Annotated in this window: 22 protein-coding genes; 6 read left to right on the top strand and 16 right to left on the bottom strand. The window is 40.0% G+C overall.

All coding sequences use genetic code 11. The features are described from left to right. From K0A91_RS08710 to ccoG, 5 genes are all read right to left on the bottom strand, one after another. The coding region (locus K0A91_RS08710) for a tetratricopeptide repeat protein (protein WP_295009795.1) at window positions 1-950 on the bottom strand (950 nt) is incomplete at its 3' end. Further along, window positions 950-1,417: a hypothetical protein gene (locus K0A91_RS08715; RefSeq protein ID WP_295009796.1), complete on the bottom strand. Its 468-nt coding sequence runs from the start codon at window positions 1,415-1,417 to the stop codon at window positions 950-952. The genes K0A91_RS08715 and K0A91_RS08710, both read right to left, overlap by 1 nt. Window positions 1,418-1,601: 184 nt before the next feature. Beyond that, window positions 1,602-2,648, bottom strand: coding sequence for a YeiH family protein (locus tag K0A91_RS08720; protein ID WP_295009797.1), 1,047 nt, complete (start codon window positions 2,646-2,648; stop codon window positions 1,602-1,604). A 50-nt stretch (window positions 2,649-2,698) separates the two neighbouring features. Next, the gene (locus K0A91_RS08725; protein WP_295009798.1) at window positions 2,699-6,268 is read right to left on the bottom strand and encodes a DUF748 domain-containing protein; all 3,570 of its coding nucleotides are present in this window, start codon (window positions 6,266-6,268) and stop codon (window positions 2,699-2,701) included. A 56-nt stretch (window positions 6,269-6,324) separates the two neighbouring features. Then, window positions 6,325-7,758 carry a cytochrome c oxidase accessory protein CcoG gene (gene ccoG / locus K0A91_RS08730; protein WP_295009799.1) on the bottom strand — a complete coding sequence of 478 codons (1,434 nt, stop codon included), beginning with the start codon at window positions 7,756-7,758 and terminating at the stop codon, window positions 6,325-6,327. A 238-nt stretch (window positions 7,759-7,996) separates the two neighbouring features. Here ccoG and metH point away from each other — a divergent pair, with 238 nt between their 5' ends. Further along, window positions 7,997-11,488, top strand: coding sequence for a methionine synthase (gene metH / locus K0A91_RS08735; RefSeq protein ID WP_295009800.1), 3,492 nt, complete (start codon window positions 7,997-7,999; stop codon window positions 11,486-11,488). A gap of 35 nt (window positions 11,489-11,523) precedes the next feature. Here metH and K0A91_RS08740 read toward each other — a convergent pair whose 3' ends face one another. The 7 genes from K0A91_RS08740 to glmM form a co-directional block, all read right to left on the bottom strand. After that, a complete protein-coding gene (locus K0A91_RS08740) occupies window positions 11,524-13,032 on the bottom strand; it encodes a YifB family Mg chelatase-like AAA ATPase (RefSeq protein WP_295009801.1) in 1,509 nt (502 codons plus the stop codon). A 133-nt stretch (window positions 13,033-13,165) separates the two neighbouring features. Continuing rightward, a complete protein-coding gene (gene def, locus K0A91_RS08745; RefSeq protein WP_295009802.1) occupies window positions 13,166-13,693 on the bottom strand; it encodes a peptide deformylase in 528 nt (175 codons plus the stop codon). Window positions 13,694-13,710: 17 nt separating this feature from the next. Further along, window positions 13,711-14,760: a GGDEF domain-containing protein gene (locus tag K0A91_RS08750; protein ID WP_295009803.1), complete on the bottom strand. Its 1,050-nt coding sequence runs from the start codon at window positions 14,758-14,760 to the stop codon at window positions 13,711-13,713. Between the two features lie 18 nt (window positions 14,761-14,778). Further along, entirely contained in the window at window positions 14,779-15,369 is a 591-nt protein-coding gene (gene clpP, locus K0A91_RS08755; RefSeq protein ID WP_295009804.1) for an ATP-dependent Clp endopeptidase proteolytic subunit ClpP, read from the bottom strand. A 4-nt stretch (window positions 15,370-15,373) separates the two neighbouring features. Continuing rightward, a complete protein-coding gene (gene tig, locus K0A91_RS08760) occupies window positions 15,374-16,675 on the bottom strand; it encodes a trigger factor (protein ID WP_295009805.1) in 1,302 nt (433 codons plus the stop codon). Between the two features lie 72 nt (window positions 16,676-16,747). Then, window positions 16,748-17,203 carry a signal peptidase II gene (gene lspA, locus K0A91_RS08765; protein ID WP_295009806.1) on the bottom strand — a complete coding sequence of 152 codons (456 nt, stop codon included), beginning with the start codon at window positions 17,201-17,203 and terminating at the stop codon, window positions 16,748-16,750. Beyond that, the gene (gene glmM / locus K0A91_RS08770) at window positions 17,196-18,536 is read right to left on the bottom strand and encodes a phosphoglucosamine mutase (RefSeq protein WP_295009807.1); all 1,341 of its coding nucleotides are present in this window, start codon (window positions 18,534-18,536) and stop codon (window positions 17,196-17,198) included. The genes lspA and glmM overlap by 8 nt, the downstream gene beginning before the upstream one ends. A 143-nt stretch (window positions 18,537-18,679) precedes the next feature. Between glmM and rpsT the strand changes: the two genes are divergently transcribed. Next, a complete protein-coding gene (gene rpsT / locus K0A91_RS08775; RefSeq protein WP_295009808.1) occupies window positions 18,680-18,940 on the top strand; it encodes a 30S ribosomal protein S20 in 261 nt (86 codons plus the stop codon). Window positions 18,941-18,954: 14 nt separating this feature from the next. Continuing rightward, window positions 18,955-20,022 (top strand): peptide chain release factor 1, encoded by a 1,068-nt coding sequence (prfA, locus tag K0A91_RS08780; RefSeq protein WP_295009809.1) that lies wholly within the window; start codon window positions 18,955-18,957, stop codon window positions 20,020-20,022. Window positions 20,023-20,052: 30 nt separating this feature from the next. Here the strand turns inward: prfA and dapF are convergent, their stop codons facing one another. From dapF to K0A91_RS08795, 3 genes are read right to left on the bottom strand one after another with little or no spacing between them, the layout of a single operon-like run. Then, the gene (gene dapF / locus K0A91_RS08785; protein ID WP_295009810.1) at window positions 20,053-20,817 is read right to left on the bottom strand and encodes a diaminopimelate epimerase; all 765 of its coding nucleotides are present in this window, start codon (window positions 20,815-20,817) and stop codon (window positions 20,053-20,055) included. Continuing rightward, window positions 20,814-21,416, bottom strand: coding sequence for a dephospho-CoA kinase (gene coaE / locus K0A91_RS08790; RefSeq protein ID WP_295009811.1), 603 nt, complete (start codon window positions 21,414-21,416; stop codon window positions 20,814-20,816). The genes dapF and coaE overlap by 4 nt, the downstream gene beginning before the upstream one ends. Next, a complete protein-coding gene (locus K0A91_RS08795) occupies window positions 21,416-21,961 on the bottom strand; it encodes a spermidine synthase (protein WP_295009812.1) in 546 nt (181 codons plus the stop codon). The genes coaE and K0A91_RS08795 overlap by 1 nt, the downstream gene beginning before the upstream one ends. 226 nt (window positions 21,962-22,187) lie before the next feature. Between K0A91_RS08795 and K0A91_RS08800 the strand changes: the two genes are divergently transcribed. The 3 genes from K0A91_RS08800 to purM all read left to right on the top strand — a co-directional run bounded on the left by K0A91_RS08800 (window position 22,188) and on the right by purM (window position 24,922). Then, window positions 22,188-23,528 carry an FAD-dependent oxidoreductase gene (locus K0A91_RS08800; RefSeq protein ID WP_295009813.1) on the top strand — a complete coding sequence of 447 codons (1,341 nt, stop codon included), beginning with the start codon at window positions 22,188-22,190 and terminating at the stop codon, window positions 23,526-23,528. 12 nt (window positions 23,529-23,540) lie between these two features. Continuing rightward, entirely contained in the window at window positions 23,541-23,723 is a 183-nt protein-coding gene (locus K0A91_RS08805; protein ID WP_295009814.1) for a DUF2892 domain-containing protein, read from the top strand. A gap of 200 nt (window positions 23,724-23,923) precedes the next feature. Then, a complete protein-coding gene (gene purM / locus K0A91_RS08810; RefSeq protein ID WP_295009815.1) occupies window positions 23,924-24,922 on the top strand; it encodes a phosphoribosylformylglycinamidine cyclo-ligase in 999 nt (332 codons plus the stop codon). Window positions 24,923-24,972: 50 nt separating this feature from the next. Here the strand turns inward: purM and K0A91_RS08815 are convergent. Continuing rightward, on the bottom strand, window positions 24,973-25,404 hold a 432-nt coding region (locus tag K0A91_RS08815), incomplete at its 5' end, for a DUF302 domain-containing protein (RefSeq protein ID WP_295009816.1).

The raw sequence follows: 25,404 nt of genomic DNA on the forward strand, positions 1-25,404 counted from the left end.
CAGCGATGAAATGCAAAGGGAAACACAACTTTGCAGCTGTTGCAGATATACTCAAAACCCAGCGTTGCATTAGCCTTTGAATCAAGGTTTATAAGCACGTCAAGCTCAAAAATAGAGCTCTTCGTTGCCTCTTTTATATACCCTTTTGCAGTGTAGAGCTCCCTTAAATAGCCGTTTTGCATAATTATATCAAAATTCAAATCTTTTTTATTTGCGTTCCACAGTATATCAATCAGAAGTTCTGACTTTGAGACATCAAAATTTTCCCACGCAACCTTTGGATTTACTCTGAATATATACTCAAAGATTAGATATGTAAGCTGATTACTCTTTTTATATATCTCTAACAGCTCATAAACCTTTGCCTCCGGCGAAATCTCCGTAGAGTTTAAAATAAACAGAGCACCTAAATATGCGCTCTGTGTCGTTATATCTTTTTTGAGCTCGCCCAGAGGCTCTAGAATCGCTATCGCCTCTTTGTAGTTCTTCATCTGCTCATATACCAAAAGCAGATAGCTTAACGCTTGCGGCGTTCTTGGATTATCACTCAGTATCTGCAGAAAAATCTGTCTTGAACGCTCAAGAAAACCGGCCTTAAAGTAGGTCTTGCCAAGCAAAAACAGAGTGTCTCTGTAGTTCGCCTTATCCCCGACTTTTAAAAGCTCGCTGTATATTTCTATGCCCTTTTCGTAATTACCGCCTTTTGTGTATGCATTTGCCAGCAGAAGCCATGATTTTTCAGACAACTCACCCTTTGTGATAAGTACCTTAAGCTCATTTTGTGAAGGAAGGGAGTGAAACTGTTGCAAAAATTTATCAAGATGCTTATAGTCCTCTCTTTTTTTAAATCTGCTAAACCAGTATGAAAAAAAGGCTATCACAAAGACTAGTACAAAAAATATTATAATCCCGAAAAGCGGGTCGTCAAACTCTAAAAAAATTGTGTTCATTATTCGTATACCACTACACCATAATCATTCTTAAGATTATAAAATGTGCAGTCTGGACTTATCTCCAAATCTTTTATCTTTCCGAGTTGAATAATAGAATTTTTGCCCACCTTTACCCCATACTCGGTAAAGAACTTTTTAATATTTACAAACTTGATATCCTCTACAAACTTATACTCAAACTCCTTATGAAGCCTCATCTTGTCGCACGAGAATATATGATCATTTACATGTAGCTTGTCGGAAGCGTATTTTATGGGCAAGTGACCGGATAAATCGGTTAGAATATCCTCTATATGTTCATATTTTGAAGGAAGCGTATTTTTTTGTAAAAAGAGGTATTTGTTGTTTAGTTTTAGGCTCGGGGTGCTCTTCCAATACCTATAAGTAGGATTTGAGATACCGAGTTTTGAAGAGATTTCCCTCCAGAGCCAGTAAGAGTTAAGCGTATTTGGCAAATATGACATCTTGCTGACTCTCCTGATTTAGATTTGACTCTATTATATACTTTTTTTGCTAAAAAATGATTACCCACTTCTCGAAAAAATAAACTTTTTTTCGTAGCCTTAGGGAATCGTAGGGACTTTAGTCCCTGCCGCTAAAACGGACGAGTTCGTTTAATTGCGTAACATAAATGAAATGTTACAATATTCAGAATGTTGCCACTGCCCATTTTGTTATGAAATATCCTCCGACCATAAGCCATGCGAACATCAAAGCGGATGTATAAACAGGTGCTAAACCAAGACCTCTAAATTTTGCAAATATGGTACCCATTCCAAGCGCCGTCATAGCCATGGTTAGTAAAAAAGTATCTATCTGATTAATGATTTCTACGATATTTTGAGGTACTATACCAAGAGAGTTAAACCCTGCCATGCCTATAAAATAGACCGCGAACCAAGGGATGACAAGCTTCACCCCGCCCACTTCTCCTCCACTTCCCTTTGTCGTATATGAGAGATAGATGCCCAAAATAATAAGCATAGGCGCAATCATAATAACTCTCGTCATCTTTACAATTACTGCCGAGTTTGCCATCTCTTCGCTTGCATTTGGAACTGAGGCCGGCACCGCAACCACCTGAGCAACCTCATGGATTGTTCCGCCGACATAGATACCGAACTCTTTTGCGCTCATGTCAAAAATACCCATATTGTAAAGCAGTGGATATAAAAACATAGCTATCGTTCCAAAAAGAACGACCATTGAGACCGCGATGGCAGTTTTGTGCTCTTCTGCCTTTAGAACAGGTTCCGTCGCAAGAACCGCTGCGGCTCCGCAAACTGAAGCTCCAGAAGCACTTAGCATTGAGGTGTCTCTGTCCATTTTAAAGAGTTTTTGTCCAGCCCATGTTCCTAGGATAAACGTAGTTGAGAGCATAATAAGAGAGACCATAAAGCCCTCCATTCCAACCTCTGCAATCTGCTGAAATGTTATACGAAAACCGTAAAAAACTATAGCAAAACGTAAAATTTTTTTTGCGGAGAATGTTATGCCGCCGTTCCACTCTTTTGGGGTGTTGTTGTGGAGTGTATTTGCATAAAAAATACCGATGACTATGCCGATAACAAGAGGCGATATCCCAAGAACCTTAACAAACTCAAGCTCTGATATCATAGTCGCAGCCGCGGCAAAAATAGCTACAAAAATAACGCCGTTAATGGTGCCTTTTCTATTTGATGGTGAAAATGCCATTCTATTCCTTTAACTAAAAAGCGAATTATATCAAAAAAGTATCACAATTTCTATCTTACCTCTATCTTAAGCTCGTTCTCTACCCACTTCTCCTCTGCACCGCTTATCTCTTTTGGCTCATGCAAAACAACCCTTGAGCTCTCTATATTTTTTGTCAAAACCAGATACTCTCGAATTGTCTTGGCTCTTTTATCCGCCAACTCTTTTAGCTCCTCAGGCGAGACACTCTGCGCATCACTGCAGACCAAAAGAAGCTCTTTTTGATACTCTGATTTGAAGAGCTCTTTTTTGTACTTTTTTTCAAGCTCCATCTTTATCGCTTTTTGCCTATCTCTCCCAAGCTTTTCGCCGCATATCGACTCAAGTATTCCTACTGTTACAATATTTTTATTGTCGCTCTTTTTGAGAATTTCTTGCGTTAGTTTCTTGCTCTGGATAGCTTTTTTGTCTTTTATGCCATCATAACTGCCTGTAACCACGAGCGAGAGCTTAGGCTTTTTAAGCAGCATCTGTGCGACATGGTCAAGCTTCTCTCTCTCGGGAGGCAGAAGTGCAAACTCCGACGCCTCAAAGTCGACAGACTTTAAATCATCACCATCGATTCCCATCATTTCGCCCAAAAACCTAAACGGAGCCGTTACAGCCTTTACGATAATATTTGCAAATGTTTTTAAAATCATTGCGCCATATTTAAAGTCCGGTTTGCCCAAATCTCCCTCTACGGGCATATTGATATCTATCACTCCCTCCGTATCCTCAAGAAGAGCTATGGCAAAACCAAGCGGAAGTTTTGTGATGTTATCATCCTCTATCTCATCGCCAAGTTCAATATCTCTTATAACAAGACTGTTTTTGCCAAGCAGTTGCGAGTTGTTGATTTTATACTCCAAATCAAGAAAGAATTTCCCTTTATTTATCTTATAGCCTGCAAACTGCGCGCTGTAACCGCTAAATGAGTCAAGACTTAGATTTCTAAAATTAAGACTGAGGTCGGTAAAGGCTTTAAAATCGGAGCTCTCAACACTCCCTTTTAGCTTTGCGGAGCCATACTCGTCAACCGCGCCGTCGATGTCTGCATAACTAACCTCACCCTTGTTGTTTGATATGGCATACACGTTACCCTCTAAGTCGTGTATGTGCGTTTTAAAATCAATAGGCAGGGAGTAATCTGCAAAATTTGCGCTTCCGTTTATGACCTTAAAATTTAGCAGTTTAAAACTAAATTGCTCATCCTCTTTAGGCTCTTTACTCTGCTCTTTTGGCGATGGCGTATCAGATACACTCTTCTCTTTGGCGAGTTTTGCAAGATTCATTCTTTTATTTTCGTCTATCTGCGCATCTAGGTAAAAAGAGTCCAGCAGAATCTCATCAATATAGAGCGCGCTTGGAATAGTGCTAAAACTAAATGATTTTAGGTTTGCTTTTACAAACGAGACTAGCGTACTCCCATCCCTGCCGTCATGCAGGAAAAAATTCTCTACAGAGAGATTTCCGCTTGCCGTCGCATCGTGCTTCTGCCCTTTTAGCTTGTAGGCGGTTTTGCTCTTTAGATTTAGAACTCCGTCGCTTATTTTCAGATACGTCGCCTCCCCGATATAAGGCGTAAACTCTTTTAGAGAGAGTTTGCTCAGCTCAAATGAGCCCCTTTGCTCAAGCGGAGTGTGCTTTATCTCCCCTTTTGATTTGACTGCTCCTTTATTGTTGACTCTAAGTGAGAGTGCGTAACTAAACCAACTCTTCTCTTTGGAGTCTATGTTTTTTGCCGAGAGATTTATCCCCTCTATCGTTGTTTTTACGCCATTTGCTACGCTTTTATCATCCAAAACAACCTTTGCCGAATTTATATAAAAAGCGTCTATCTTTGCTCTATATGGCTTCTCTTGGCTTTTAGCGATTTTTACACTATTGGCGCTGCTCCGTTTTGCAGATATTTTCTCCTCTTTTGGCTCTACTAAACCTACAAGATTTATGCTCTTGTCCTTATTTACTTTTACGTCTATATCCAAATTATCTAGAGCTGCTTTTTCTATGCTCACCTCTTTTGTAGCCGTGTTTAGAGTTATACCGCCGAGGCTAAAGATTTTAAAATTTGCCAGCTTTTCGCCGTTATCTTTTTTGTGCAGGCTAAGGTTTTCAAGCGCGAAAGAGGCATCATCTATGATGGCATTTGTCGTAGAGTTTATATCTTTGACGCTCACTCTTGCATCAAATCCGGCAGTTGCGCTCTTAAGTGCGAGGTTATATTTTTTAAGCTCACTAGTTGCTATCTGCTCAATGTAGGGCTGGTAGTGAACAATGTCAAAATCACTGCATCTTATATACGAATCTATCTGCAGATTTTTATGTTTAACACTTCCGCTAGAGCTACATGTTGCTTTGTTGTTTAAGAGCAGATTCATGCTGTAGGCAAGCGGCTCTTCGCCTAGAAGTGTCAGATTTTTCAGCTCAATGTTCAGCTCATTTAAGTCAGTTTTTACAAGAGGTTGTACACTTCTGTCTTCCACCTCAACGCCTATCTTTTTAAGAGCTACTTTCTCTACTTTCACACTCCAAGGAGTGCTCTCTTTGACTTCAATCTCTTCTTGCTCTTTCTTATCGCTTAAAGCCTGCTCGCCGCTTAGATACCCTATCCAGTCTATCTCTCCATCGGCATCTCTTTTTACTTTTGCCCTCAAAGAGGAGAGTGAAATATTTTCTACATGTACATTTTGCATCATCGGTTTTACGCTTATTCCCGTTGCACTAAATGACTCTAGATTTAATATATCGCTGTTTTTGTTTTTTGGTTTTACTCGTAGTTTATCAACAGTAACGTACATATTTTCTATTAAAGTGGAGTTTAAATCATCAAAATTTAGAGAGTAGTCGGCTCCAAAGGAGAGCTTGCCATCCGCGACTTCAAGTTTTAGTTTATCCTGCATATACTTCCACTGCGAGTAGAGCTTGCTTGCCTCAAACTTAACACTTCCCTCCACGACAAGCGGATTAAAACCTCTGATTTTACTTCTAAAATCAACAAAACCGCCATCCCCCAAAGCAGAGTTGAACCTCAAAGAAGCACTGCTTGAGTTAAAGTCGTTTGTATCGATATCGGTAAGTTTAAAGGCTATGTCGTTTATCTCAAACTCAAATTTTGTCTTGTTTGTGAACTCTTCATAGTAGAGTCTTCCATTCTCAACCCTAAGAGTGTCAACGACTATCCTTGGCAACTCTCCGCCCTCTTGTGCCTTGTCTGCTTTGCTAACACTCTCCTCTTGGCTCTCTTTTAAAAGTTTGCCGAAATTAAATGTTCTATCCTCGTTATAGGTAAGAAAAACCTTCGGTCTCTCAAGAGCTAATTTTTTTACATGCAGGGCTGATTTTATAAGAGAGTGCGGCTCCAAATCTATCTGTAGAGAGCCAAAAGATGCGAGTGTGCTGTTGTTTAAATCAGTAAGTTTTGCTTCGATAATCTCTACCTTAAAGGCAAAGGGATTAAAGTGAATAGTCTCTATGGAGAGGTTTGCGTTTGTTTTGGCTGAGACAATATTGATGATTTGTGATTTTAGCACCATCGGCACTATTGTAAAACCTATAACAGTGTAGAGTGTTATAAGAGAAAGTAATATTTTTTTATACATCGACAGACCTTTAAACATAGCTCTTAAAGTCTATCGAATTATTTTTTAAACAGAGATTATTTGCTCTCTTTGATAATATCGGCTCGTGGATATGTAAAAGTCGATTCTCTAAAAACCGTTATCTTATCCTCATGCCCGATTGCATAAGCATGGATTGTTATGGGTATAATCGTATCGTGTCTTGCATCGCCCGAGAGTTTGTCATAAGTTCTTAAAACGACAATTTTTTTCTTTTTAACACCGGGCGTAACACCAAAAGGTTCTGTAGGTTTTACAATCTCAATCTTGCCCTTTAAATTATTTGGAGCTATTATTTTAAAATAAAACTCCATCTTTTCGCCTTGTGTATTTTGAAGCAAAAACTCATATGCGTTATCTACCGCAACTCTTCCATCGCTTGTCTTTTCAACAGAGTAGAGGCGGTTCTCTTTGTTAATATTAAGAAGCATGTGCTCTTTATTGCTTCCCATCAAAATAATTGCGATTACAAGACCGACAAGCAAAATAGAGTATGCAATAATCTTGGGACGGAAATATTTTGTTTTTCCTTTTTTGTCAATTATCTCATATTCGCTTGACCAGTTGACCAAAGATGGTTTGCCTAGTTTTCCCATAACTACCGTACATGCGTCAACGCACTCCAGACAGTTGATACACTCAAGCTGAAGACCCTTGCGTATATCAATGTGTGTCGGGCAAACCGTTACACAGCTCTCACATGCCGTACACTCAGCATGAGGCTCGTTTACCTGAATATCTTTTTGCTTTGTAAACTGTTTTACTTTATGCTCATCATATATATGCCCGCCTCTGTTTGTGTCATATAGCGCCATTACAGTACTTTCATCATATAAAACAGATTGAATTCTTGAGTATGGACATACATAGATACAGTAATCCTCTTTCAAAAAAATAATGTCGTATATAAGAAAGAGTGCCAATGCCATAAGCGTTCCAAAGAGAATTATATGCTCAAACGGATCCATGAGATAGCTGAAAAAATCTTCAGGCGGAACAAAAAACCAGAGCAGGTTCGCACTCGCTACAAATGAAAGAACAACCCATATAAGAACTGCAACACCCTTTTTAACCTTGTTTTGAAATATGCTCATATCGGGTTCTAGCTGCTTGTTTTTTATGCGTTTTCTAAGTTTTAAAATTTTTGTTTCAATAAGGTCGCGATAAATTACCCTGAAAATTGTCTGCGGGCAGATCCATCCGCAAAAAACACGACCGCCCATAACGGTCATGCCAAATACCCCTAAGAAAATTATCATTAGCAGAAACGGCAGAAGATAGAGCTCCTGCATGTCAAATTTGACAAATGCAAGATGAAGCTCCAATTTGTCGAAGTTTAGTAAAAAAAAGTGTCCTTCATTTACCTGTATCCATGGTAATACCGAAGCCACCACCGTTAAAAAAATGAACAGATAATATCTCTTATATCTCCATGCGGACGGTAGTTTTAAACCGACATCTTTCTCACTCATACCTACTCCTGCCTATATTTTAACAGCATTATATCAAAATATTATTTTTAATAGCACAGCACAATAATAAAGATAATCCACTATCCTATTATTAAAAGTCTCTTTTATGCTCTATTTTGCTAGAATAAAATCACTATTTATCTTAGTACCAAATATGGTTTATCCTCTTTGGTCAAGTGCTAGCGTAGCTAAATGGGCTCTGCTCATTTAGCTTGATAAATTCAATAAAAGATTTTTTATGATAACAAAAGAGTATATTTTAAAAACTATAAAAACAAGACCGTTGATAATAGACGGTGCTATGGGAACGCAGCTTCAGCAGCGTGATGAGAAGATTCCAAAAGAGGCATGGGAGGGCAACGAAGGGTGCAATGAACTCTTAAACGTAACCTGCCCTGAAATACTGAGCGAGATTTTTCACGCTTATCTGACTGCGGGTGCAGACCTGATTACAACAAACACATTTGGCTCATTTTCATGGGTTTTGGACGAGTATGACATTGGACATCGAGCGTACGAGCTGACAAAAGCGGGTACAGAGCTTGTTAAAAAAGAGTGTATGAAGTTTAGCACTCCCGAGCAGCCGAGATTTGTTCTAGGCTCAATCGGTCCGGGAACAAAACTTCCATCACTCGGACACATAACATACGATGAGATGTATAAGGGTTATACGGAGTTTTGTCTAGCGCTGATTGATGGCGGAGTTGATATCTTTTTGCTCGAAACCTGCCAAGACCCGCTTCAGATAAAAGCCGCGCTTCACGCATGCCAAGAGGCTTCTAAACAAAGAGCTGTAGAGATTCCAATTATGGTCTCGGTAACAATTGAGCTAAGCGGAACCATGCTTATAGGTACAGATGCCTCTACGATTGCTACGATTTTGGAGCCTTTTGACATTCTCTCTTTAGGATTTAACTGCGGAACTGGCCCTGAGCAGGTTTTAAAACATGTAAAAACACTAAGCGAACTTTGGCATAAACCAATCAGCATCCATGCAAATGCAGGACTTCCTCAAAACCGCGGCGGCTATACCTACTATCCGATGGGACCCGATGAGTTTGTTGCTAAACAAGAGGAGTTCTTAAAATATGACGGCGTGAGCTTTTTAGGAGGATGTTGCGGAACAACGCCTCAGCACATCCGCGCTTTAGTTAACAAAGTAACAAAAATAACTCCAAAAGTGCCAAGCGGAAAGCATGAGAACTCTCTAGCTTCGCTTTTCAACACCGTATCTCTTATGCAACAGCCCGCTCCTCTTCTTATCGGAGAGCGCTCAAACGCAACTGGTTCAAAAGCATTTCGCGAACTTCTGCTTGCCGAAGATTACGAGGGAACGCTCAGTGTTGCACAGCAGCAGGTACGTGCCGGTGCGCACGTTATCGACGTAAGTGTCGGCTTTGCAGGGCGTGACGAGACAAAAGATATGGACCATGTTATGAGTCTCTATGCACAAAAAATAGCACTTCCGCTTATGCCAGACTCAACGCAGACTGTAGCGCTTGAAAAAGCCCTCAAATGCATCGGCGGCAAACCGATTATAAACTCTGTAAACCTTGAGGACGGGATAGAGAAGTTTGATGCAGTATGTGCTCTTGCCAAAAAATTCGGAGCCGCTCTTGTCTGTCTGACAATCGATGAGATAGGCATGGCAAAGACGCTAGAGCGAAAGATTGATGTTGCAGAGCGGATCCATGAGCTTGCTACAAAAAAGCATGGCATAAAGCCTGAAGATTTGGTTTTTGACCTCCTTACATTTACGCTTGGAAGCGGTGACGAGGAGTATCTTGATGCGGGCATAAACACCATAGAGGCTATTCGCGAGCTACGAAAAAGACACCCTGAAGTTGGTGCTACTCTTGGACTTTCAAATATCTCTTTTGGTCTGGATAAAGATGCAAGACCTTACCTAAACTCAATGTTTTTGCACCACTGTATCGAGGCTGGTCTGACAAGTGTTATTATCAATGTCGCACACATCATACCTCTAAACAAAATCAGCAAAGAGGATCAAGAAATCTGTGACAATCTCATCTTTAACCGCAAGCCAAAAGCCGCATCACTATTTGAGTTTATCGAGCACTTCAGCACAAAAGAGACGGTTGACAACAACGCCGTAGATGAAGCATACCTTGCAATGAACGATGAAGAGAAGATAGCAAAGCTTCTGATGGACGGTGACAAGGAGAGAATGATTCCTCTTGTTGAAGAGGCTCGTAAAAAAATAGCGCCTGAGAGAATTGTAAACGAGATACTTATAGACGCTATGAAGGTTGTCGGAGAGCTTTTTGGCTCAGGACAGATGCAGTTACCCTTTGTCCTTCAAAGTGCGGAAACGATGAAAAAAACAGTTGATTATCTAAATCCATACCTGCCAAAAGTAGATAAGGCGGTAGACACCACCCTTGCACTTGGAACAGTAAAGGGTGACGTGCACGATGTCGGCAAAAATCTTGTAGACATCATCCTATCAAATAACGGCTTTAAGGTTATAAATCTAGGGATAAAAGTCGACATTGCGGATTTTATAAAAACCATAAAAGAGTCAAACGTAACTGCTCTGGGCATGAGCGGACTTTTGGTTAAATCCACTCAAGTTATGAAAGAAAATATTGAAATCCTACAAAAAGAGGGGATAAAAATACCGCTCCTTCTTGGCGGCGCAGCTCTTACTCGCTCTTTTATAGATGATTTCTGCCGTCCTTTTTATGACGGAGCGATATTCTACTGCAAGGATGCGTTTGACGGAGTAACTGCAATGAGCCGAATAGAAGCAGGAAATCTTGATACAAACCTCCACCCAAAAGAGGCACAGGAAACAGAACATACGCAAAAAAAAGAGGTCGTTATCCCGCCATTTAGTGAGCTTAAAATGCCTTCTCGCGATGTTGTCGTTCCTACCCCGCCGTTTTGGGGCAGACGCGAGCTTAAACTCACGCCTCAACAGATTGAGATGGTTTTTGAGTGGATAAATCATAAACTTCTTTTCAAATCTCGCTGGGGTTACAGCTCAAAAGGGATGACCAAAGAGGCCTACGAAAAACAGCTCAATGATGTTGTATGGCCTGCATACGAGAAGCTAAAAGCACGTTTTATCAAAGAGAAACTCTTTGAACCGACGATTATTTACGGCTATTGGCCTTGCAGAAGTGATGATAACACTCTTCTTATATTTGATGAGAGTGAGGGGTATAACTCACAAAGCGAAATAAACCGCGAACCTCTTGATAAAGTTATGGCAAGGGCGATAGAGCAGTTTACATTTCCAAGACAGTCTAAAGAGCCGCACCGTGCTCTTAGCGACTTTTTTCACAGAGATAGGCACGATGTTGTAGCCTTTACATGTGTGAGTGCCGGAGCAAAACTCAGCGATGCAGAGAGAGAGATTTACGATAGAGGCGACTATACCGAGTATTACCAGTTTCATGGTCTTGGAGTAGAGCTTGCGGAGGCTTTGGCAGAGGTTGCGCATAAGCAGATAAGACTTGATTTAAGTATATCAGAGAGCGAGGGAAACAAACTAAGCGACGTACGTATGAATAGATATCAGGGCTCGAGATACTCTTTTGGTTATGCAGCATGTCCAAACCTTGAACTTAACCGTCCTCTTTTCAACCTTCTTCGCCCTGAAGAGTTCGGCATTGAGCTTAGCGAGACGTTTCAGATTCATCCTGAGCAGTCAACATCTGCTCTTGTGGTATATCATCCAAACGCTACTTATTATAACGTATAGCTAAAGCATAAAATATTTCTACATGTAGAAATATTTTATCGCCTTCTGTAGCTCAGCGCTTCAAGCAGATGAGATTTTAAAATAGTATCGCTTGAGTCCAAATCAGCTATGGTTCTGGCAACCTTTTGAATCTTTTTAATTGCTCTAAAAGAGAGAGCAAAGCGCTCTATCGCGATATCTAAAACATTTTTTGCCTCACTGTCCAAAACACAAAACTTCTCTATCTCCGCATCGCTTAATTTTGCCGTAAAACTGTTTTGACCTCTTAGCTTGACTCTTTTATGGACCTCTATAACCTGCTTGTGCATCTCACTTGAACTGACACTTGCTTTGTCCTGAGGGTTCACATGTTGCATTACTACGCAGATATCTATCCTCTCTAAAAACGGGTCGGAGAGCCTATTTTTATATCTCTGAATATCAAGCTCATTGCATCTACACTCTTTTTGCGAACTTAAGAGATTTCCGCAAGGGCATGGGTTCATAGCGCTTACAAATAGAAAATCGCTTGGGTACTCCACCTTAGAATTTACTCTTGATATTCTTATCTTGTTATCTTGCAGAGGCTCTCTAAGCGCCTCTAAAACCCCTTTTGAGAAGTGCGGCAACTCATCGAAAAAAAGTATTCCCCTATGCGCCAAACCGACCTCTCCTATTTTTGCTCTGTGGCTTCCGCCGCCAAACACGCTTGCCGTCGTGGAGGAGTGGTGCGGGGCTCTGTAACTTCTAAGCGGCTTAAACTGCGGCTCCTTTGCCTCAAGTGCATCAAGCTTTGCCATCTCTAAAATCTCTTGGTTAGATAGAGGAGGCAATATATACCTCAACCTCTGTGCAATCATACTTTTCCCGCAGCCGGGGCTTCCCTCCAAGAGGAGATTGTGAAAACCTGCGGCACTTATGAGTGCAGCTCTTTTTGCCAACTCTTGGCCCTTTACATCTAAAAAATCCTCTGCGTAGTTATCATCAAAATAGTATTCGATACCATCTATCTCATATTTTGGGTACTCAATCTTCTTACAGACGCTGTTTGGCGCTGCGTTTTGGAAATTTTTTAAAAGCTCTATCGCATCACGCAGTGTTTTTACGCCGTAAAAATCAATGTTTGGGATGTTGGATAGCTTCTCTAGGCTCTCATAAGGCACTATTGCTTTTTTTATTGTCTGCTGGTTTGCAAGCGATAGCAGAAGCGGATAGAGCTGGATATTCTCCTTTATTGCGCCATCAAGCCCAAGCTCTCCAAATACAAACCAATCGCTCAAATCATCCGCTAGATAGTCAAGTGCAATTAAAAGAGCAATGCTCAAATCAAATTGGCTCCCCTCTTTTTTAACATCACTAGGAGCCAGATTTATAGTTATGCGTTTTGGAGGAAATGTGAACTCATTACTAAGAAGTGCGGATTTTACGCGCTCTTTTGACTCGTTGATGGATGCACTCGCCATACCAACTACGCTAAAAGAGGGCAATCCTTTTGTAAGAGTAGATTCCACATGCACAACCTTTGCTTCTATCCCTTCGTATGTAGCACAGGAGACCATTTTCATAGTTTTAAACTCATTGACATATTTAAAGTAATAAATGCAACCATTTTCATACTATCAACCTTTATTAAGCTGATATCATTGTACTATTTAAATTTTTAATTATGAAAAAATATGGCAGTTTGCCATATTCTAGTTAGATTTTGGAGAGTTTTTTCTCTTTTTGAACTCTTTTATACTCTTTTTCAAACTTTTTTCTACGCGAGTATGAGAGCTTATCAATAAACAAAATGCCCTTTAGATGGTCTATTTCATGCTGCAAAGCAATGCTTAGAAGACCATCTGCTTCTACTATTTTTGTATTGCCGTCTCTATCTTGATAGTTGACCGTTATGCATTCATATCTGTTTATATCCTCATAGAAACCAGGAACACTCAGGCACCCCTCTTGATAGGTTGTCTCTCCGCTTGTTTGGATAATAACTGGATTAATCATCTCTATTAGCGTATCGATAGACTGCTGATCCTCTTCGTCTGGTATGCTTAGAAGGAGTATCTGCTTTGCGTGTCCAACCTGAATTGCCGCCAAACCTATACCGTTTGATTCTATCATGGTCTTATACATCGCATCAAGAAGCACATGAAGCTCTTTATCAAACTTCTCAACCTCTTTGGACTTCTCTTTTAATCGTTTATCAGGATATTCTACTATGGTCAACTTCATATTTTCTATACAAACCCTTAAACATTTCTAAGTAAAACGGCATAGTCCAGACTTGGATTTTCATACGCCTTTTCTACTCCATCCATAGAACTGACAATAATCTCTTCTACGGAATTGTTTTCCGTTACATCTGTAATACCGATAGAAATTTTAAGCTGGATTTCGCGGTCTCCAAGGAAAAAGTTGCTGTTTGAAACTAAATCACAAAGTCTCTCGCTCGCCTTTTTCGCACTCTCTATATCAGTGTGTTTTAGCAACATCACAAATACACCATTGCCGTAGTGGGCAACCGTATCGCTTCTTCTTGATGTCTTAAGCAGAAGTCTTGCTACAGTTTTTGTCATCAGCATAATGGCTTTTTCATTGTTTACGCTCTTTTTGAGCTCACGAGAGAGCTCAATCATGATAAGAGAACTTTTATGCTTGAATTTGCGAATCAGCTCTATCTCCTGCTCAACTTTTGTCATTAGATAGCGCTTGTTGTAAACACCGAACTGATTATCAAATATAGTCTCATTTTCAACATTTTTGATAATTTTTGCAGTGTCGTCATACATAGTTTTTATGCTGCCGCTCTGCTTTTTCAGTATCTCGTTTAATTTTACAATATCAGAACCCAAAGATGCAGCAACGCCTCTTGTCTCATTTGTCTCAGAACTTGCTTCAAGCTCCTGCTTTCTCTTCTCCAATATTTTTGTCATCAAAGCCATATTTTTATAGAGATTCGCTGTAACGCCTAAAATATTTTTAATAGATGAAAATCCCTGCTTTAGGCTCTGCTCAAGCATAATAGAGTTCTCATCCTCGTTATTCTCTTCAAGCTCCAAAACCGAAACAATATGATTGCGGGTATTTTGGCTTTTATCTTCTAAAAGTCTGTCAAAGTATAGAGAGAAGTTATTTGGTGTCGGCGGCAGACCATCTTTCATCAATGCGTTTAATACTTCTTTTGAATATGCTTCCAAATCGCCCTCAGGTTCAACCTCCGAGGCTTTCTCTGTTATTGCTGCGGAGGGTTTTGCGGCCGATGGATCGCGACGTACCCTACTTCTTAAAGCTCCCGACATGACAACTCCTTTTGTTACCTATTCTTTACTTTTTTTGAGCAGAACTTCATCAATCATACCGTACTCTTTTGACTCTTTTGCACTCATGAAGTTGTCCCTATCTGTATCTTTTTCTACTTTTTTGATGCTCTGACCTGTATTTTTTGCCAAAATCTCATTTAGCTCTTCTTTCATTCTAAGAATCTCTTTTGCCTGGATAGCTATATCAGTAGCTTGACCCTGAGCCCCGCCTAGCGGTTGATGAATCATAATTCTTGCATGTGGAAGCGCATATCTCTTTCCCTTTGCTCCGCTTGAAAGCAAAAATGCTCCCATTGAAGCAGCTTGACCGACACATATAGTTGCAATGTCTGGGCGAATATAGTTCATAGTGTCATATATCGCCATTCCTGCAGTTACTACACCGCCTGGAGAATTTATGTAGAAGTAGATATCTTTTTCAGGATCTTCGGCTTCCAAAAAAAGCATTTGAGCCACTATTGATGATGCAACAGCGTCATTAACTTCTCCACTTATCATGATGATTCTGTCTTTTAAAAGACGTGAATAGATATCATAAGAGCGCTCTCCGCGCGCTGTTTTTTCAACTACATAAGGAATATAACTCATCTAATTAAGCCTCTTTTATCATTGAGTTAAGAATCTGCGTAAGCACCTTATCCTCAACCATTGACATCTGGATTGCCGGCAAATAGCCCGAATTTTTATACTTATCATAAGCTGCTCTTGGGTCTTGTCCCATCTGCATCGCTTCGTAATAAATTGTCTGCATCACTTCATTCTCGTCAACTTTGACGTTTTCAGCAGTTGCAAGCGCATCTATGATAAAAGTAGCTCTTACGCTTCTCTGTGCATCTTCACGGAAAGTCTCACGAAGCGCTTCAAGTTTATCGGCATTTTCGCGAAGCTCTTTAATCTCATCTTCACTCATCGTGCTAGCTTTTTTGTTTAGTGAAACGTCTATCTCTTGGTCAACAATAAACTCAGGCAGGTCAAAATCAATCTTGGCAACAAGAGTTTCTAAAAGTGTAGGTTTTAACTCTTCATTGTAAAGTTTAGCAAGCGCTTCATTTTCCAACTGAATTTTTACCTGAGCTTTTAGGTTTTCTAAACTCATGTCATCCTGTCCTGCAAGCAGTTTTTCTGCCAAAGCATCATCAATTTCAACTTTTGCTTTTTCCTGAATGTTGTGCAAAGTTACTTTAAACTCTGCATCTTTTCCTGCTAACTTATCCGAACCGTAGCTCTCAGGGAATGTAACTTTTATAACTTTCTCTTCGCCGATTTTCATACCCACTACCTGCTCTTCAAAGCCAGGAATAAACTGACCAGAACCAAGAACAAGTGCAAACTCTTTTGCAGCGCCGCCATCGAAAAGCTCTCCACCGACAGAGCCTTCAAAATCAATTATTGCACTGTCGCCATCTTTTGCAGCTCTTTTTCTTTTAAGCTCAACAAATTTGCCCTGTCCGTCAGCTATTTTTTCTAATCTCGCATTGACATCCTCATCACTTATCAGAGGTTTTTCAAACGGTGCAACCATTTTTTTGTAATCTTCGAGATTAATCTCTGGTTTCATTGCAATCTTAACAGTAACCTCTATGTTGTCTGCATTTTTTACAAAATTAGAGATATTCGGTTCGCCTATTAGTGAGTTCATAGCGATTTTTAACTCATCCAACCCCTTGTTTAAAACTTCGCGCAGTGCTTCTGCCTCAGCATCTTGAACAAGACGCTCGCCATACTGCTTTTTAACTACGTTTACGGGCACTTTACCTTTGCGAAACCCTTGAACAGAAGCAGTTTTTGTTAACTTTTTAGCAATTTTTTCAATATTTGCGTCTATTGTCTCTTTTGGGATTGTAGCTTCTATCTGAGCGTTTGCGCTATTAATTTTATTTGTTTTGATTTTCATCAACTTCCTTTTCATTATTATTTTATGATTTTGGTAATATTACCTTAAATCTGCTTTTATCTATCTTTATGCTTAATTTTTACAAAATTTAGGCTTAAAATTGAGCACTAAAATCCATACGACCGCAACATCTATTATCACATCCGCAAAATTAAATACGGCAAAATCAAATCCGCAGTGCCAATAGACCATGTCCACAACTCCGCCGTGAATAAACCTGTCATATATATTTGAAAATGCGCCGCCGAGCATTAAGCCTGCCGGAAAAGCGTAGCACACCTGTTTGAGATAAATTATATAGCCGAATATTCCCAGAATAAGCACAAGCTGTATATATTTTAGCGACTCATCCAAAAAAGCAAACATTGAAAATGCAACGCCTTTGTTGTAGACCAAAATCAAGTCTATACAGTCGGTGTAGTACCTCCAGCCGTCTACAAAAAGTGATTTTATGTTTTGGTCTATTATAAAAATACCGCTCATCGTAAATATGAGTATCGTTAAAAGACGAAGGGTTTTATTATGCATTTAGGGCTTTTTGAAAAAACTCTACCATATCATCCATGCGCGAGTTCATTTTTTTTGCATCTTTGCACTCAAGCAAAACTCTAAGTTTATTCTCTGTTCCAGAGTAGCGTACCAGATGGTGGATGCCGTTTTTTTCAAGCTCTTTTAGTTTGTTATCAAGCCCCTCTATCTCGTCGAGCGGTTTTTTGTTTTTTATCTTGATATTTACCAGTTTTTGAGGGTAGAGCACAAACGGACGAAGAGCTTTTGAGGCTTTTTGCCCGGTTTTTATTAAAAGTGCCAAAACCTGAAGCGCAGATACAAGGCCATCGCCTGTTTTTGCGAAGTCGCTTATTATCACATGTCCGCTCTGCTCGCCGCCAAAATTTATCTTCTCTCTTTTCATCAGCTCTAAAACATTTTTATCACCAACGTCTGAACGAAACAGTTTGAGCCCATTCTCCTTCATAAAATCATCCAGCCCCTTGTTGCTCATAACGGTTGAGACGATACCTCCGCCCTTTAAAGTGCCTGCACTGTTCATATACGCTCCAAGAGCGCCGAGCAACTGGTCTCCATCAACCATGACACCCTTTTCGTCAACTATCACTACCCTATCAGCATCACCATCAAGTGCTATTCCCAAATCAGCTCTATATTTGACAACATTCTCGCATACATCTTTTGTGTGAAGCGCGCCGCATCCGTCATTTATATTAAAACCGTCCGGCTTATTGTGCAAAACTATAACTTCGGCACCAAGCTCTTCCAAAACTGTCGGCCCTACCATGTACCCAGCTCCGTTTGCCGTATCTAGCACTATTCGCATATCTTTAAGAGAGATATCTCTTGGAAACGAGTTTTTTAGCTGAACTATATAACGCCCGATAACGTCGTCAATTCTTTTTGCTTTGCCTATGTTTTTACCGCTTGCCTGAGCCTCTAAAATCATATCGTCGTTGAAATAGATTTTCTCTATCTCCTCTTCTACGCTGTGCGGGAGTTTATCGCCACATCCGTCAAAAAATTTAATCCCGTTATCCTCATATGAATTATGCGAAGCGCTTATCATAATACCTGCATCACAGCGCATGTTTTCCGTTATATATGCGATAGCAGGGGTGGGCATTGGCCCGATTTGCACGACGTCGTAACCGATAGCCGTCAGTCCGCTTACTATAGCGTTTTCTATCATATAACCGCTTCTGCGCGTATCTTTTCCGATTAAAATCCTGTTTGTTTTAGAGTGTGCTTTAAAGTAGATTCCAGCAGCCATGGCTACTCTCATTGCAAGCTGTGCACTTAAAAAAGTACCTGCCTCACCCCTTACGCCATCAGTTCCAAATAATTTCATGATAATTTCCAAAATTTAAAGTGCTGTATTTTAACATATTTAATCAATAATGTTGAAATTATTATTATTTACCTTGTCTTTAACTTAATTTTAATTATCTTTAAGCTAGAATTGCACTAAATTTTTATGAGAAGGACTCATACATGGCAAATCACAAGTCATCAATTAAGAGAATTCGCCAAACTATCGTTCGTGCAGAGCGTAATCGTTTTTACAGAACTCGTCTTAAAAACATCGTAAAAGATGTCCGTTCTGCAGTTGCTGCAGGTAACAAAGAAGAAGCTACATCGGCAATTGGCGTAGCAGACAAACAAATTCAAAAATTTGTAAGCAAAGGTATCTTAAAAAAAGAGACTGCAGCTAGAAAAATAAGCCGTCTACACAGAGCTGTAAACGCACTATAAGGCTAACAGTATAAATGCTATCCGATAAACTTACCCCGTTTATCAATCGATATAATGAACTTGGCGATATGCTAAGTTCACCTGACATAACCTCTGACATCAAAAGAATGACAGCCCTCTCAAAAGAAAGATCATCCCTAGAAGATATTGTTGACAAAGCAAAAGAGTACAAATCTGTAATTGCCCAAATCAGCGACACAAAAGAGATACTTTATGATTCAGAAATGGCTGAAATGGCAAAAGAAGAGCTAAAAGAACTTGAGGCAAGACTTCACATTATCGAAGAGGGTATAAAGCTTCTGCTTCTCCCAAAAGACCCAAATGATGATAGAAATATCATTGTTGAGCTTCGTGCCGGAGCTGGCGGAGATGAAGCGGCTATTTTTGTCGGCAATCTTTTTGAAGCCTATACCCGTTACGCAGACCTTAAAGGATGGAAAGTTGAGCTGCTTAGCACATCTCCATCAGATGCAGGCGGTTATAAAGAGGTTATCGCACTTATCAGAGGCGATCAGGTTTATAGCAGATTGAAGTATGAAGGCGGAACGCACCGTGTTCAGCGTGTTCCCGCAACAGAGTCTCAAGGACGTGTACACACTTCGGCAATTACTGTTGCCGTTATGCCTGAGGTTGAAGATGTCGAGGTTCAAATCAATGAAAACGACTTGAAAATAGATGTTATGCGCTCTTCGGGCTGTGGCGGACAGAGTGTTAATACAACAGACTCTGCCGTTAGAATTACCCACCTGCCTACCGGCTTAGTGGTAACAAACCAAGACCAAAAATCTCAGCACAAAAATAAAGAAAAAGCCATGAAAGTTCTAAAAGCCAGACTTTATGATTTAGAGATGCAAGAAGCGCTTGCAAAAGACAGCGCAAACCGCTCTGCACAGGTTGGAACAGGCGATCGAAGCGGAAGAATTAGAACTTATAATTATCCGCAGAATCGTATCTCTGACCATAGAATCGGTTTAACACTTTACAGATTGGCTGAAATTATGCAAGGCGGTCTTATGGATGAAATCGTAGAGCCGCTTATTGCTAATCATCAATCCAGAATAGTTGAGGCCGCAGGTCTTTGACTACTCTTCGGGGTAAACCCGAATTTAGCTTTAAAACTCCGTTACAAAAACTCTTTTAACTTCACCCTTAAACGTAATAGTTCTCTCATTTACACCCAGATATAGCGTGTCACCGCTTCTTGGATGGACTTTTATATTTTTTCCTACCAAATTTTCCTGCAAAGCTCTGTAAAAAGATGCCGCCATACCGGTTCCGCAGGCAAGTGTCTCATTCTCTACGCCGCGCTCATATGTTCTTACTCTTAAAGCCTCACCATCAACATAGGCGATATTTACATTGGCGTTATATTTATGTCTGAGCTCTCTCGCCTCATCTATATCAAACTCTTCAATATTGTCAGTTAAATATACCAGATGAGGAACACCGGTATCTATCTTCCACCATTTTTTGCCGTTATGTTCTATCTCTGTGTCCAAAATCTTCGGTGGCGTAAGTTCACTTTGCACCATGTCACCATCAACTTCAGCATTTATAACCCCCGCAAGAGTTAAGAAACTCATCTTTGATGGAGCCAACTCATTTGTAAATGCGTAGTGCGCACATGCACGGCTTCCGTTTCCGCACATCTCGGCTTCACTTCCGTCTGAGTTGTAAAACTGCCACTCAAAATCAATCTTTGATTTGTTTTTCTGAGCGTCATTTTTCTCATACGGCACCAAAACTATTAAACCATCGGCTCCGACTCCATCTTGTCTGTGGCAAAGTTTTTTTGCAAGAGAACTTCTCTCTTTTTTAATAAATGTATGAAAAATTACGAAATCATTTCCGTTTGCGCTATATTTTGAAACTCTCATTTTGCCTCCAGATATTTGGCTTTAATTTTTTCAACAAACTCTTCACACTCGCGCTGCAGATGTCTCAAATCTTTTGAGTTATCTATAACCCACGTAGCTCTTTTTCTCTTCTCTTCAATATCCATCTGAGACTCTATGCGTCTTAGCGACTCCTCTTTTGAGTAGCCGTTTCGCTTCATAAATCTCTCAAGCTGTATATCCTTTGGCACATAGACTACAACACTCTCTTTAATATCATAAGCCCTGTTTTCAAAAAAGAGAGGTATGTCTATTAGATAGGGAAATTTAAAACTCTCTTGTTTTATGCTTCTTTGCTCTATTTCCGCTCTTATTTTAGGATGTAAAAATACCTCAAGCTTTTTTTTAGCCTCGCTGTTTGAAAAGATAAGCTGACCGAGTTTTGCGCGGTTTACTTTAGTACCCTCTACAAACTCATCACCGAAATTCTCTCTTACCCACTCGCATGAAGCGTCCAAAATCTCATGAGATATTGTGTCGGCATCTATAACTCTCATGCCGTTAAGTGCCAAGAGAGAGGCTACAGTACTCTTGCCTGTAGCGATTCCTCCGGTTAGCGCGATAGCATAAGAAAAAGCCATTAGTTTTTGATAATCCCCAAATACTCTTTGCGTATATAGTTACCCATTGCAAATGCGGCAGGGTGAATATCACAGTTGTAGTAACTAAGCCCATCAATCATATCGGCACGCTGAAGATTTATATCTGCCGTTGGGTGATACTCTTTTGAAGCCAAAAGAGCCGTCGCGCCGTTTGTGATACGGTAAGGCATAATGATTTTAAAATATTTCCCCAGTGTTTTCATTATGTTTTTGTTCGCCTCTACGTTATCCAAGGATGGGTGAGTCGTGACAAACTGTCCATCTTTTTTCAGTATGCGGTTTATCTGCGAAAAAAATGCAGCGTCATCGCCCATCTCAGAGATTATAACATCATACGCAGCGTCCCCCAAAGAACTTATCTCGTTTAAAGAGCAACCGACTACTTTTAGATTTGTCCCTTTGTGTCTTGCAACTTCTGCCATCAGCAGTTCTGCTTTATCGCTGATAATTAAAACATCTTTTGCTTCTTTAGAGGTACACATAGGTACATGCACCATCATTTCTGCATAAATAAAATCTCTCATTTTTATAATTCCTAATTTCTTTTGTTGCGATTTTAGCATATTTGAGTTAAATATAAATATTAACTCCGAGCTCTTTTGTTTCTTATGCTAGAATTAAGGGCACTTCTAAAGACCCTTAATAGATCTTTGAGGGAGAAATTTTAGATAAATTTGGAGGTGCCCGTAAGTTATCGGTAAGTCAAAACAAGATAATATTATCACAATATTTTTTTATGAGGATTCTACAATGTCAATTTCAAGAAGAGAGGCGTTTGCAATCTCGGGACTTGCTATCGCTTCTTCTGCCCTAAGTGCAGAGAGCGACTCCGCAAACTCAAAAAAAAGAGCTGATACAACAATGTCACTCATGGACTATAAAGCTCCTTTGGCTGAAACAAAAAATCCTAGAGTTGTTGTTGTGGGCGGCGGCTGGTCAGGACTATCAGTCGCAAAGTACACAAAAGCGTTTGCTCCGAATGCTGATGTGGTATTGGTTGAGCAGAGACATCAGTTTATCTCATGTCCAGTGAGTAATCTATGGCTTGTAGACAAGGTAAAACTGGAATATTTAACACATGACTACCTTAAGGCTGCTCGAAAAAACAACTATACCTATTTTCATGCAACGGCAATCGGACTTGACAAAGAAAATCAGATATTAAAGACAAGCAACGGCGATATCGCGTATGACTATCTGGTTTTTGCTCCTGGGATTGACTACGACTACTCGCGCTGGACAAACGATATAGCTTTTGAAAACAGACTCCGCCAAGAGTATCCGGCAGGATTTATCCCTGGTTCTGAACATATGACTCTAAAAAATAAAATTTTAAACTTCAAGGGCGGAAATTTTATACTTACCGTACCTGCAGGAAACTACAGATGTCTTCCGGCTCCGTATGAGAGAGCATGTATCATGGCGGATTACTTCAAGCAAAAAAAGCTAAACGCTAAAGTTATTATTTTAGACGCCAACAATGCTATTACGATTAAAGAAAAAGGGTTTCAGAGTGCATTTGAGGAACTTTACGCCGACTATATCGAATATGTTCCAAACGGTGTAATAACAAAGATTGATTTGGACAACAAAATAGTATACACAGAGTTTGATGAGTATGAATTTGAAGATGCGGCATTCTATCCTCAGATAAGAGGTGCGAAGATATTAGAGAGAGTTGGGTTGGCAAAAGATGCAAAAAACAAACTAGAAGCGCATATAAACGAGTTGACATATGAAGCGATAGGCGCGAAAAATGTTTTTATTTCCGGTGACTCCCGTCCTATGGGCTTTTCAAAATCAGGAAATACCTCTAACTCGGAAGGAAAATACATAGCCTCTCTTATAGCGCAAAAGATAAACAAAACAGCCAAAATCAAATGGCAGTCTCCTGTCACAACCTGTTTTTCTGCAGTCTCAACAGAGCCGGAGAAAGCTATCTATATCTACTCAGAGTACTCGTACGACAAAGATATAGTATTCAGCTTCTCTAACACCACAAGTAGCGAAGATTGGAAAAAAGATGGCGTGCAAAACGCTCAATCAATATATGACTGGGCAGATGCGCTCTATGCAGACATGTTTAACTAAAACGGAGAAAAAATGAATTACGACAAAATTAGAAAGAACTGTAGAGTTATTAGAATAGTTTTGGGCTTAGCCCTTATAGCAACAGGTTTTATCACGGGCAATGTATGGTTTTATCTGGGCGTTCTTCCTTTAGTTGCAGGAATCGCAAACTTCTGCCCTCTATGCATTTTTTCTAAAAAGTGCTCTACAAAATAATAACTTCTACTCTTAAATAAACTTGCATCATCATAGGTAACGAACGATTCTGCAACGGAAGGGTCAAATCTAGTCCCTTCTAGATTTGGGGCACCCACCGTGAAGCCTTAGTGAGTTAGTATGATTATAAAAGTCCAAATTAACTCTCGCTTTAACTCTCATTAGGTATAATTCGATACTTTTTAATATCGGAGCCCTAAATGAGCCAAATAAGCTACAAAGACGCCGGTGTCGACATAGATGCCGGTAATAGTTTCGTTGAGAACATCAAACCTTTAGTAAAATCGACAAAAATCCCAGGCGTTCTTGGTGGTATTGGCTCTTTTGCAGGAGCATTTGAACTGCCAAAAGGCTTCAAAGAACCGGTTATGCTTGCTGCAACGGACGGCGTTGGAACAAAACTAAAACTTGCTATTGATTCCGGCATACACAATACAGTCGGAATAGACCTTGTTGCAATGTGCGTAAACGACCTTCTATGCAACTTCGGTACACCCTCTTTCTTTCTTGATTACTACGCTACTGGCAAACTTGATGTTAAAGCAGCTACAAATGTAGTCGCGGGCATCGCTGAGGGGTGCATACAAGCTGAGTGTGCTCTAATCGGCGGAGAAACGGCTGAGATGCCTGGAATGTACTCTCATGACGATTACGACCTTGCAGGCTTTGCCGTAGGTGTTGCTGAAAAGAGCGAGATGGATAGAGTCTCAATGGTGAGAGCAGGCGACAAACTTATAGCTCTTCCAAGCTCAGGACTTCACTCAAACGGCTTCTCTCTTGCTAGAAAAGTGCTATTTGAAAAAATGGGTATGAAATTTGAAGATGACTTTAATGGCAGAGCGCTGATTGAAACTCTTCTCACTCCTACACGCATCTATGTAAAAACTTTTAAAGAGTTGAAAAATCACATAGTCGCTCTTGCTCATATTACAGGTGGCGGTATTGTAGAAAACCTTCCTCGTGTTCTTCCTGAGAACCTAAGAGCTGAGATAAAAGAAGATGCTATAAGAGTTCTGCCAATCTTTGAACTTATCTCTCAACATGTAGAGATAGAAGAAATGTACAGAGCGTTCAATATGGGCGTTGGTATGATTCTAGTAGTAAAAGATAAAGATGTTGAAACTGTTTTAGCAAAAGCTGAAGGTTCTTATCTTATCGGCGAGATTAAAGAGGGAAAAAGAGAAGCAATTTTAGTTTAAAAAACAGTGAAGAATTTTTTTTCACTGTTTTAATTCTGTAGAGCTTAGGCTTAAAAATCGCCCTGTGCAGCTCTTGATGGAATCATCTCCATAGCCTCTTTAACTCTTAGCATATCCTCAAAAAGTTCTTCATTGATAGGCTTTTTATCTGTTCCGCCGTAAAGTGCCAGAGTCATATCCATAGTGATAAGGTATCTCTCGCCGTTTCCATACTCTACAAGCATGATTCTACAAGGCATAAAACCGCCATAGTAACGAGAATGGTTTAACATCTTTTTAGCAATACTCAGTGAGCAAAGCTCAATAACTCTTGCGTGCTTTACCTCTTCAGCTTTTGCATCCGGAAGGTTAAACATGTTTTTCTCGCCGACAACCATCATGTTGTACTCAAGTGCTATTGAGTTAATAGACCCTATTAGCTCTTCTTCGGTTATATCATCAATAACTTTGAACTCAAGCATCATCGCCTGCGCAGGATCTCC

Source organism: Sulfurimonas sp. (assembly GCF_019429335.1).
In the GTDB taxonomy this organism is placed as follows: Bacteria; Campylobacterota; Campylobacteria; order Campylobacterales; family Sulfurimonadaceae; genus Sulfurimonas.